Genomic DNA, 10,371 nt, shown 5'->3' on the forward strand with positions numbered 1-10,371 from the left:
TCTCAACCGGCCAAGATAGTTGTCGTCAGCCGGCCAAGGTAATTGTCGTCAACCATGGAATGCTTCTCTTCCTGGTTAGCGTAGGCCTTTCCATAACGCTAGGCGTGATGCACTTCGTCAACTTGGCACATGGTGCGTTTGCTCTAGTGGGCGGCTTCGCCGCTGGATTGCTGATGCAGCGCACGGGAATGGGGTTTTTCCCGGCTGCAGCCTCAGCGTTTTTTGTAGCGGCGCTTGTCGGGTGCATAGCTGAACGTGGACTATTCAGACGGTTCTACCGCAGTGGGCCACTGGCGCAGGTCCTTGTCAGCATAGGCGTCGTATTCCTCACCGTGGGCGCCGCAACGATCGCGTTTGGGCCCGCGATGCAGCCATTTCAGCTGCCACCATTCTTGCAGGGGAGCTTGTCTATTGATGGATATGAGCTCGGCAGATACCGGTTGATGCTGGTTTGCTGTGGAGTCCTCATCTACTTAGGTTTAACAGGCGTTCTCAAGACGCGTTTGGGGGCGATGGTCCGTGCTTGTGTTGACAACCAGCGCGTATCAGCCGCGCTCGGGCTTCCGGTCGACGCGGTCTTCATGTTTACCTTTGCTTTGGGCTGCGGCCTTGCCGGGCTTGGAGGTGCTCTAGGACTTGGCATGCTGGGTATGGACGCAGCGTTTCCCTTCAAGTACATGATCCACTTCTTGATGGTTGTATGTGTGGGAGGCGCAGGAACGATTTCAGGCCCGTTTCTGGCCGCTTTGCTGATTGGAATCGTGGACGTTGGGGGCAAATACTACGTTCCACAATTCGGCGGATTCCTGATCTACGCCTTTATGGTGGCCGTGCTCTTGCTGCGCCCTAACGGCCTCATTCCCAGAAAGGGGCTTTGAGCTTGCAAACGCTATCTCGCCCAGCCCTTGTGCATATCAGCGTTTTGGCATTGCTTGGGCTTCTGCCGTTCGTGCTGCCAGGCTACCTGCCACTTGTCACGCAAATCCTAATCACCGGCCTATTTGCACTTTCTCTGGATGTTGCACTTGGGTACGCAGGCATCTTGACCGTGGGACACGCCGCGTTCCTGGGCGCGGGAGCCTATGCGGCGGGCTTATTTTCGCTCCACGTATGGCCCGAGCCGCTAACTGGTTTGGCTGCGGGATGCGCAACAGGCGCCCTCCTGGGCTACCTTAGTAGCGTGCTAATAGTTCGTGGAGCCGACCTAACTCGCTTGATGATCACTATTGGATTCGGGCTCCTGCTGTATGAGGCAGCGAATCAGCTCGGTCATATAACTGGTGGGGCCGACGGCTTGCAGGGAATCAGCATTGCTCCTCTGTTCGGAGTGTTCCGGTTCGACCTGGCAGGCAAGACGGCATATGTCTACTGTCTAGTCGTTGTTGTTCTGGCTGTGGCACTGTCTGCAGTCGTGCTTCGTTCTCCCTTCGGGATGGCATTGCAGGGAATCCGTCAGAACAAAAAGCGCATGGACGCACTCGGCTCCAATGTGCATTCTCGGCTCCGGATGGCCTACTGCATTTCAGCTGCGCTCGCGGCCACTGCTGGCGCGCTGATGGTGCAGACGACCCAATTTGTTGGTATCGACAGTCTTTCGTTTGCAAGGTCCGCCGAGATCCTCATTGTGCTGATCCTCGGTGGCACCGGGCGCCTCTACGGGGGCCTGGTCGGAGCTGCAGTGTTCGTCCTCGTTCACGATGCACTTTCCCACTATGAGCCCCAGTACTGGATGGTGGGGTTGGGGATCTTCCTCATCGTTTTTGTACTTGTAGACAAGGGCGGGGGCCTCTGGTCGGTTGTGTCCAGAAGTACTGGGGGTCGCGGATGAATGCGCCGCTTCTTTCGGCACGAAATCTAAGCTTGCGGTTCGGCGGCTTCTACGCAGTCCACGACCTCAGTTTGGAATTTCAGCCAGGCTGCAGATTGGCGCTCATTGGGCCAAATGGGGCAGGCAAAACTAGCCTGATCAACCTACTCACCGGCGTCACCGCCCCAACATCGGGACAGGTGATGCTAGGAGATCTAGACATCTCAAGTTGGGGGCCCGCCAGCCGGGTCCGCGCAGGCCTCGTCCGAACTTTCCAGATCAACACTCTGTTTGGCGAAAGCAGTGCAAGGGAATCCACTGCATTGGCCATCTTCGAGCGTGAAAGATTGACCAGCACTTTCTGGAGGACCGCCCGACGGTACCAGCATGTTTGGGACGAGGCTGGGCAGCTGCTTACGAGTTTAGGACTCACCGGGTTTCTCGACTGTCCCGTCAAAGAGTTGCCCTACGGACGTCAACGTCTTGTCGAAATCGCGTTGGCTCTGGCCTGCCGCCCGCGGGTCCTGTTTCTCGACGAGCCTGCGGCCGGCATTCCCGAGGGTGAGAGCGAGGCCGTCCTAGATGTCATCGGTAGCTTGCCAGCAGACTTGAGTGTGGTCCTTATTGAGCATGACATGCAACTCGTCTTCCGGTTTGCAAAAGAGATTGCAGTGCTCGTGGCGGGGGGCCTTCTGACGAGAGGTTCACCAACTGAGGTGGCCGCCGACGAGCGAGTACGGCAGGTTTACTTGGGCACCACCGCATGAGACCGCTACTGGAGGTATTTGGACTCACTGCTGGCTATCAGCAAGCCGTAGTACTTGAAGACCTGAGTCTGAGCATTCAGGCCGGTCGGACGCTTGCGCTACTGGGCCGCAACGGCGTAGGCAAGTCTACGTTCCTCGAAACGCTCATGGGGAATACGACTATGCACGCCGGGCGGATCGAGTTCAACGGTGTCGAGATAGGCCGTTGCAGCCCCGTGAAGCGTGCACGTCTTGGACTTGGATGGGTGCCCCAGGAGCGTGAAGTGTTTGCGTCGTTGACAGTCCGCGAAAACTTGCAAGTCGTTCGTCGCCCAGGCCCTTGGGATGTTGAATCAGTATTTCAGCTGTTCCCGAGGCTATGCGAGAGGGCTGCGAACTACGGCAATCAGCTGTCTGGGGGCGAGCAGCAAATGCTCGCAATAGGTCGTGCTCTCGCTACGAACCCACGACTGCTGCTGCTGGATGAACCGATGGAGGGCCTAGCGCCCATCATCGTAGAGGAGCTCAGCCGCTCCATCCAAGAGATCAGCGCCCGTAGCGGGCTCACGTGCATCGTTGTCGAGCAGCACCCGGCACTCGCGCTGCGCATGGCGGCCGATGCCGTCGTGCTGCAGCGGGGTCGCGTCGCTTTCGCTGGACCCAGTGGCGTGCTTGAGGGTGACAAAGCGCGCCTTGCTGAACTGCTTAGTGTTGGCGGTGATACGCAATCACTTAATAATTCTTAGGAGACCTGATATGGAATGGGCTTTCTTGCGAGGGGCTGCCGTCCTGCTGACTGTCGCGGCTCTCGGCTGCGGTGTCGCACCCGTCCATGCGTCGAGCTGCATCAAGGACGGCCGGATCCATGTTTTCCAGACGATTGACCTGTCTGGGCCCCAGCGATGGGTGGGTCTGGAATATCGTGACGGTGCCAATTTGCTGCTGGAGCGCGTAAACCGCGAAGGCGGCGTTCATGGGCGCAAAATCACACTGGCTACTGCCGATGACAAATTTCACCCTTCAACGACCGCTTCCAACATTCGGGCCGCGCTTGACTCGCAGCCGTTCTGCGCAATCTTCGGGACCATGGGCACGGCCCAAACACTTGCAGCTGTGGAGGCCGCGGGCAATCTGCCGCTGATCGCTCCGTTGACGGGCACACTAGCTATTCGCCCACTGGTGGCAAGGCTTTCTTCGTGCGCGGCACGTACGGCGACGAAGTGCGCAGCATCGTGCGTCACGCACGATCAGTCGGCCTGAAAAGATTTGCCCTAGTGCATCCGGCAGATGCGTTCGGGGCCCCCGCCCTCGCAATCTACCGACAAGCCTTAGCCGACACCGGTGGCCAGGACGTGGCCGTGGTCTCCGTGCCTAACGTGAGCAGCACCGACTTCGACAAAGGTGTAGACCAGCTTCGTGCGGCGCGGGCTGACGTGGTGATCGCGTATCTGTCGCAGACCTTTCCGGAATTTCTGCGGCTCTACAGAGACCGCGGGGTGCCATCGCAGCTGTATACGATCTCGCTCGCATACAGCTCAAAACTTATGGAAATGAAGCCGGAGCACGTCCGGGGCGTTGGAGTAACGCAAACGACGCCGTCACCCTGGGACGAAACGCGTCCAGTCGTGCGGGAATTCCTGCGCGACCGTAAGCTGGATGGAGCGAAGGTTCCGATCACCTTTGGCGCGCTCGAAGGATATATTGCGGGCAAGCTGCTGGTGGAGGGCCTTCGCCGCGCCGGGCCGAACCCGAGCCCGGAGCTGCTGCGTTCGGCGCTGGCCAAATCGCGCATCGACATTGGGGGCCTCCACGTGCCCAACGGTGGTGAGGGCGCCTCCTATGTGGAGATCGGCGTTCTTGACGAAAGCGGAAGGTACCGCCGCTGAGGAACCGGTTGGGTGCGGCTTCAAAAGTTGCCTTCGCTGACTCGGATGCGAATGCCTTGGACATCCCCGCACGAGCAGTGCCGCGATCGATGCCACCCCAAGTGGGGAGTTTCTTGGGCGCTACGACACCCGTCACCTTCAACCATTCAGTTGTACGTCATACCAGTCCAACACCTTGTCCTTCAGGTGGTCGGAGATGGGAACACGCATTGCCAGGCGGACAAGTTTGAAGACAACAATTTGCATGGATCCATCTTGCGATGGATTCCCGGTTACGCCGCCCCTCAGCAAGTAACAGCTGAGCAGCATCCAGCGATCTCCTGTCTGCTGCTGCCTCGGAAGCGTGCGCGCATAAAGGCTGCTCTCAGCCTCTTGCTCGGCGCGCGAAGAGCCAAACGCATCGCGATCCTTGCAGAGGTCGAAACTCGGCGAGTGCGATGAGCAAACTGCCCAGCGGGCGCCTATTAATGACGAAGATGGCACGTCCACCCTGGTCCAGAGCCGCCGTCGCACGCCTCGAACCCGCGTGAACAACCATTCGCAGAGAATGCTATGGCGATAAGTATTCTTATCGCAATAGTCGTGTTGATCCGCTAAACTGGCGATCGTGAAAAGTACCCGAGTCTCCAAGCCAGCGAACGCGGAGAAGGATTTCCCCGGCACAGCTGCCCTGGCGGCACTGCGCGCCTGGTACGCGGGCCTGAGCGCGCGAGCGGCCGTTGCGCAGTACCTCGGGCACGACAAGGCGAGCGGCCAGTCTTCTCGCGCAATGCTGGGCGATGTCCGCCGCCAGCTGGTCAAGCACGCGCGCCGGCGGCACCGGGAAGATCTGGCCAGCCTCCTCGAACACCCGGCCGCTGAGCGGGCGCAGCGAGCCCGCGCGGTCCTGGATGCGATCGAGACGCTGCGGCATCTGCCGGCGCCAGCGCCGCTCGTGACGGACGATGTCGATCGCTGGCTGCCGGTGCGCGCCGCCGGCGCCATCAAAGCCCATGGCTTCAACACCCTGGCCGATCTGACGGTGCGAATTCCTCGGCGCCGGCGCTGGTGGACGGCCATTCCCGGCCTGGGCGCGGCCAGCGCCAGGCAGATCGAAGCCTTCTTCGCAGCGCACCCGCACCTGACGCAGCAAGCCCGCGCGCTGGTGCCCATCGGCGCCCAGGATGACGTGGTGCCCTGGGAAAGGCTGCGTGTGCCCGATGAGGTCAATGGCTCGCGCGGCGCGTTTCGCGCACCCAAGGCGACCTGCACGCTGGACGCGGACAACGACTACGAGGCAGCGCAGGCCTGGCTAGCGTTGCACGAGTCGGTTGCAACCCAACGGGCGTACCGCAAGGAGGCCGAGCGGCTGATTCTCTGGGCAGTTGTCGAGCGCGGCCGGGCGCTGTCCTCACTCACCACAGAAGACGCGGTCGCCTTTCGCGCCTTCTTGCGGCATCCGGCGCCCAGGGCCCGCTGGATCGGCCCGGCGCGGCCGCGCTCGTCACCCGAGTGGCGGCCGTTCACCGGTGGACTGTCAGCCCGATCGGTGGCCTACGCGCTGTCGGTGGTGGGCGCCATGTTCCGCTGGTTGATCCAGCAGCGCTACCTGCTGGCCAACCCGTTCGCCGGCATCAAGGTGCGCGGCGCATCGCGCTCCGAATCGCTGGCCGTTACCCGGGTCTTTGGCGAAGGCGAATGGTCAGTGATCCAAGCGGTCGCCGAAGGCCTGGAATGGGGACATGGATGGCAGGCACCGGCGGCGCAGCGCCTGCGCTTCGTGCTGGACTTCGCCTACGCCACGGGCCTGCGCATTGGGGAGCTGGTCGGTGCCACGCTGGGACAGATCGAGACCGATGCGCATGGTGATCGCTGGCTGCACCTGGTGGGCAAGGGCAGTAAGGCCGGCAAGGTGGCGCTGCCGCCATTGGCTTGTGCGGCGCTGGACCGGTATCTGATGCAGCGCAAGCTGCCGATCACGCCCGCGCGATGGGATCCGCTGGCACCGCTCATTGGCAGCCTCGATCAAGAGAGTACAGCGGGCATCACCGCGACGCGGCTGTGGAGTGTGATGCGACGCTTTTTCACGAAGGTCGCCGAAGTCATCGAGAAGGACAGCCCGGCTACAGCTGAGAAATTGCGCCGTGCCAGCCCGCACTGGATGCGCCACACCCATGCCACGCATGCACTGGCTCGCGGGGCCGAACTGACCACCGTCCGCGACAACTTACGGCATGCGTCGATATCAACGACCTCGATCTACCTTCACGGCGACGAAGTGAAGCGGGCGCGGCAGATTGGCGATGCATTCGCGGCTCGGCCATCCTGAAGCTGCGGCGTCAGGCGAACTGCAACTCAATCTTTCCGGCACGCCGTCGTACCGGGCCGATCACGATTTTCACGTCATGTCCCAGCTTTGCGACCAGCTGCAGCAGCTTCGCCTCGCTGACCCCACGGAACTGCCCCCGCGTGATGCGTGAGATCTTGGACTGGTCGATTTCTAGCAATGCGGCGGCGTCCTGTTGGGTCAGGCGCCGGGCCTTGAGGGCGCGGGCAATCTCGGCCGCGAGCTGGGACTTTCGCTGCATTTCGGCGGCGTCGGCGTAGCCAAGGTCCGCGTAGACGTTGGTGCTACCTTCTTCGATGGTGATGTGGTTGCTCTGGCTCATCGCTTCACTCCTTGCTTTGCTCGCCAAGCCTCAAAGTCCTGCGCCGCGGCCTTCAGGCGAGCCTTGATCAGGTCCAGGTCCTCTTTTGGCGTCTTGATGCCGCTCTTGGACTTCTTCTGGAAACAGTGCAGCACATAGACCCAGCCTGCGAAGTTGACCGTGTAGGCCGCCCGGAACGTGTCGCTGCGGAAATCTTCGACCACTTCCAGCACGCCGGCGGAACCGAATCCGCTCAGCGCCTTGGCGTCCGGGTGCTTGCCGCCGGCTTGCGCCAGGTCAATCGCATGACCGAACACGTCTTGGACGTCCTCAGGCATTCCGTCAAGATCCCGCTTGGCCGAGCCAACCCATTTGAGCGGTTTGCGCGGCGGTTGGGGCATTGGAGGCGATTATGCCAATTTGGGCATATGCCGTCAATCCGAACTGAGCCCAGTGGATCGATGGCAGGGCCATCTGGTGAAACTGGAGCCGCAACCCTCAAACCGCACCAATTTTCACGAGAAGGACGACTCGCGAGAAATTCAGATATTCCGTAAGCGCCTGGGGAAGGCATGTTGACCATCTCGTCGTCTTGTAGGAGCCTCGTGTCCGCTTAGGAATATGCGGACACATGAACACTTACGGGGTTGATTTGATGGGGCGGCACCGACGCCGGCGGCATAGCGATGAGTTCAAGGCGGCGGTGGTCCAGGAATGCATGCGGCCCGGCGTGTCGATGGCCGCGGTGGCCCTGGCGCACGGACTAAACGCCACTATGCTGCGCAAGTGGGTCACCGGGTCAGAGCGCAAGGGCGCACCTGGCCCAGTGCCGGCGGCCGCGGAGATGGCCACGTCACCGGCATTTGTGCCGCTGGCCTTGCCGGCACCCGCCGTCGAGGGAGATATCCGCATCGAACTGCAGCGAGCGGGCACGACGGTGAAGATCGTCTGGCCGGCGAGCTCGGCTGGCGACTGCGCGGCCTGGTTGCGCGACTGGCTGCGATGATCCGCGTGGACGCAGTCTGGCTTTGCACTGACCCCATGGACATGCGCTCCGGGACCGACACGGCGCTGGCGCGGGTAGTTCAGGTATTTGGCGCTGCGCGACCTCATCACGCCTACGTCTTTGCCAACAAGCGCTCGACGCGTCTGAAGGTGCTCGTGCACGATGGAATCGGCATCTGGCTTGCGGCGCGCAGGCTGTATACCGGACGCTTCATCTGGCCGGCAGCCGGCTGCAGCGCACCGCCGTCACTCACGCGCGAACAACTCGACGCACTGGTCCTGGGCCTGCCATGGCAGCGGGTCGGCGAGGCCGGCGTGATCACTGTGCTGTAGCGAGTCCATTGCTGAAATCACGAATGGCGGGGTGGTCCCGGCGCGGTCACACTGGAGGCCGATGATCGACATCGCGCAACTCGACCCGCAGCAGCTTGACGAGCTTGGCGTCGAACAATTGCGCGAGCTGACCCGCACCTTGCTGGCCAGCCGCGGGCGCGATGCGCACGAGATCGCCTGGCGCGACGCCAAGATCGACAAACTCACCTTCGAGCTGGCGCAGCTCAAGCGCCTGAAGTTCGACCGCGTCAGCGAGCGCATGGACGCAGAGCAGCGCGCGCTCTTCGACGAGGCGGTGGACGGTGATATTGCGGCGATCGACGAACAGCTCGCCGCGTTGCAGGCCACGCTGCCGCCAAAGGCCGACGATGAAAAGAAGACGCCCAAGCGCGCGGCCCTGCCGGAGCGGCTGCCGCGACGCGAGGTGCGCCACGAGCCGGAGAACACCACCTGCGCGTGCGGCTGCGCCCTCAAGCGCGTAGGCGAAGACATCAGCGAGAAGCTGGATTACACCCCCGGCGTGTTCACTGTGGAACGGCACGTGCGTGGCAAGTGGGCCTGCGGGGCATGCCGCACGCTGGTGCAGGCACCAGTGCCCGCAGCGGTGATCGACAAGGGCATCCCGACGGCGGGCTTGCTCGCGCAGGTGCTGGTGGCCAAGCATGCAGACCATCTGCCGCTATACCGGCAGGAAGCGATCTTCGGCCGCGCCGGCCTGGCCATTCCGCGCGCCACCCTGGGCGCCTGGGTCGGCCAATGTGGCGCGCGACTGGAGCCGCTGGCCGATGCGCTCAAAGCCGAATTGCTTCACTGCCAGGTGCTGCATGCCGATGAAACACCGGTGGCGATGCTCGCACCGGGCAAAGGCAAGACGCAGCGCGCCTACCTCTGGGCCTACGCGGCGGCCACCAGCGAGCCAATCAAGGCAGTGGTCTACGACTTCACGCCGGGGCGCTCGGGAGAGCATGCCCGTATCTTCCTCGGGCACGATCCCGAACGACGAGAACGGGACCAGGCCGCATGGACTGGACACCTGGTTTGCGACGACTTCAGCGGCTACAAAGCGCTGTTCGAAAAAGGTGTGGTCGAAGTGGGCTGCATGGCGCACGCCCGCCGCAAGTTCGTAGAGCTCTACACCGCCAACAAGAGCTCGATCGCAGGCACCGCTTTGGAATTGATCCGGCAGCTGTACCAAGTCGAAAGGGACATCAAGGCCGCGAACGCCGAGACCCGATTGCGAATACGCAGGGACCGGGCGGCGCCGGCCGCCGCCACCTTGCACGAATGGCTGACGGCCCAGCGCCCGCGGGTGCCGGAGGGAAGTGCTACGGCCAAAGCCCTGGACTACAGCCTGAATCGGTGGGCGGCCCTTACCCGTTACCTGGATCATCCCGGCTTGCCGATTGACAACAACCATGACGAGCAGCAAATCAGACCCTGGGCGACCGGCCGGAAGAATTGGCTGTTCGCTGGAACGCTGGCCGCCGGCAAGCGGGCGGCGGCGATTACCAGCTTGATCCAGTCGGCCAAGCTAAACGGGTTGGATCCGTACGCCTACTTGAGAGACGTGCTAGAACGGCTGCCTACCCAGCGAGCCAGCGAAATCGGGCAGCTTCTGCCGCATCGCTGGGCATCTCCCTACTGATGCCGGCTGCGGAGGTCAACGTGTGTTGGCTGGCCGCTTACGATATTCCTAAGTTGTTGATTTTTAAGGTGCTTCCGTTTCGAAGCGCACCAATTTGCACGAAAAGGACGATCACCCCGCGTAGGCGTCCAGCAGCGCATCCAGCGTCTCCGCCTTGCGCAGCGACGCATCAGCATCGAGCCGTTCCACGGCGATCCTGGCGAACAGCGGCAGGCACTGGTTTCGCTCGGTCTTGATCCTGGCCATCCCCTACCCTTTCCTCAAAGCGCCAACCGGGTTCCAAGATTCCGAGCCCATCAACATCTGAGGTTCGGAGGGCATG

General features: G+C 62.1%; 13 protein-coding genes. 10 read left to right on the forward strand and 3 right to left on the reverse strand.

Annotated features, from left to right (window positions below; genetic code table 11):
- The first annotated feature begins 59 nt into the window (after positions 1–59).
- The 7 genes from ACIY1O_RS17185 (at position 60) to ACIY1O_RS17215 (ending at position 6,747) form a co-directional block, all read left to right on the forward strand.
- Complete coding sequence (locus ACIY1O_RS17185) at positions 60–878, forward strand: branched-chain amino acid ABC transporter permease (RefSeq protein WP_397476319.1); 819 nt, start codon at positions 60–62, stop codon at positions 876–878.
- 71 nt (positions 879–949) lie between these two features.
- Positions 950–1,828, forward strand: coding sequence for a branched-chain amino acid ABC transporter permease (locus tag ACIY1O_RS17190; RefSeq protein ID WP_397476320.1), 879 nt, complete (start codon positions 950–952; stop codon positions 1,826–1,828).
- Positions 1,825–2,574 (forward strand): ABC transporter ATP-binding protein, encoded by a 750-nt coding sequence (locus ACIY1O_RS17195; protein ID WP_397476312.1) that lies wholly within the window; start codon positions 1,825–1,827, stop codon positions 2,572–2,574. The genes ACIY1O_RS17190 and ACIY1O_RS17195 overlap by 4 nt, the downstream gene beginning before the upstream one ends.
- Positions 2,571–3,299, forward strand: a complete 729-nt coding sequence (locus ACIY1O_RS17200) for an ABC transporter ATP-binding protein (RefSeq protein ID WP_397476313.1) — start codon at positions 2,571–2,573, stop codon at positions 3,297–3,299. The genes ACIY1O_RS17195 and ACIY1O_RS17200 overlap by 4 nt, the downstream gene beginning before the upstream one ends.
- 10 nt (positions 3,300–3,309) lie before the next feature.
- Positions 3,310–3,813, forward strand: a complete 504-nt coding sequence (locus ACIY1O_RS17205) for an ABC transporter substrate-binding protein (RefSeq protein WP_397476314.1) — start codon at positions 3,310–3,312, stop codon at positions 3,811–3,813.
- Positions 3,786–4,439 carry an ABC transporter substrate-binding protein gene (locus tag ACIY1O_RS17210; RefSeq protein ID WP_397476321.1) on the forward strand — a complete coding sequence of 218 codons (654 nt, stop codon included), beginning with the start codon at positions 3,786–3,788 and terminating at the stop codon, positions 4,437–4,439. The genes ACIY1O_RS17205 and ACIY1O_RS17210 overlap by 28 nt, the downstream gene beginning before the upstream one ends.
- Before the next feature lie 607 nt (positions 4,440–5,046).
- Positions 5,047–6,747 carry a site-specific integrase gene (locus ACIY1O_RS17215; protein WP_038211024.1) on the forward strand — a complete coding sequence of 567 codons (1,701 nt, stop codon included), beginning with the start codon at positions 5,047–5,049 and terminating at the stop codon, positions 6,745–6,747.
- A gap of 10 nt (positions 6,748–6,757) precedes the next feature.
- Here the strand turns inward: ACIY1O_RS17215 and ACIY1O_RS17220 are convergent, their stop codons facing one another.
- Positions 6,758–7,087, reverse strand: coding sequence for a helix-turn-helix domain-containing protein (locus ACIY1O_RS17220; protein ID WP_038211022.1), 330 nt, complete (start codon positions 7,085–7,087; stop codon positions 6,758–6,760).
- Positions 7,084–7,467: a type II toxin-antitoxin system RelE/ParE family toxin gene (locus tag ACIY1O_RS17225; protein WP_038211019.1), complete on the reverse strand. Its 384-nt coding sequence runs from the start codon at positions 7,465–7,467 to the stop codon at positions 7,084–7,086. The genes ACIY1O_RS17220 and ACIY1O_RS17225 overlap by 4 nt, the downstream gene beginning before the upstream one ends.
- A gap of 230 nt (positions 7,468–7,697) precedes the next feature.
- Here ACIY1O_RS17225 and tnpA point away from each other — a divergent pair, with 230 nt between their 5' ends.
- The 3 genes from tnpA to tnpC all read left to right on the forward strand — a co-directional run bounded on the left by tnpA (position 7,698) and on the right by tnpC (position 10,049).
- Positions 7,698–8,072 (forward strand): IS66-like element accessory protein TnpA, encoded by a 375-nt coding sequence (tnpA, locus tag ACIY1O_RS17230; protein ID WP_397476315.1) that lies wholly within the window; start codon positions 7,698–7,700, stop codon positions 8,070–8,072.
- The gene (gene tnpB / locus ACIY1O_RS17235; RefSeq protein ID WP_397476316.1) at positions 8,069–8,404 is read left to right on the forward strand and encodes an IS66 family insertion sequence element accessory protein TnpB; all 336 of its coding nucleotides are present in this window, start codon (positions 8,069–8,071) and stop codon (positions 8,402–8,404) included. Before tnpA ends, tnpB begins: the two co-directional genes overlap by 4 nt.
- Positions 8,405–8,465: 61 nt before the next feature.
- Complete coding sequence (gene tnpC / locus ACIY1O_RS17240) at positions 8,466–10,049, forward strand: IS66 family transposase (RefSeq protein WP_397476317.1); 1,584 nt, start codon at positions 8,466–8,468, stop codon at positions 10,047–10,049.
- Between the two features lie 111 nt (positions 10,050–10,160).
- Here the strand turns inward: tnpC and ACIY1O_RS17245 are convergent, their stop codons facing one another.
- Positions 10,161–10,295 carry a hypothetical protein gene (locus ACIY1O_RS17245; RefSeq protein WP_397476318.1) on the reverse strand — a complete coding sequence of 45 codons (135 nt, stop codon included), beginning with the start codon at positions 10,293–10,295 and terminating at the stop codon, positions 10,161–10,163.
- Positions 10,296–10,371: the final 76 nt, after the last annotated feature.

This window comes from Pusillimonas sp. (genome assembly GCF_044464525.1).
Classification (GTDB): Bacteria; Pseudomonadota; Gammaproteobacteria; order Burkholderiales; family Burkholderiaceae_B; genus Pusillimonas.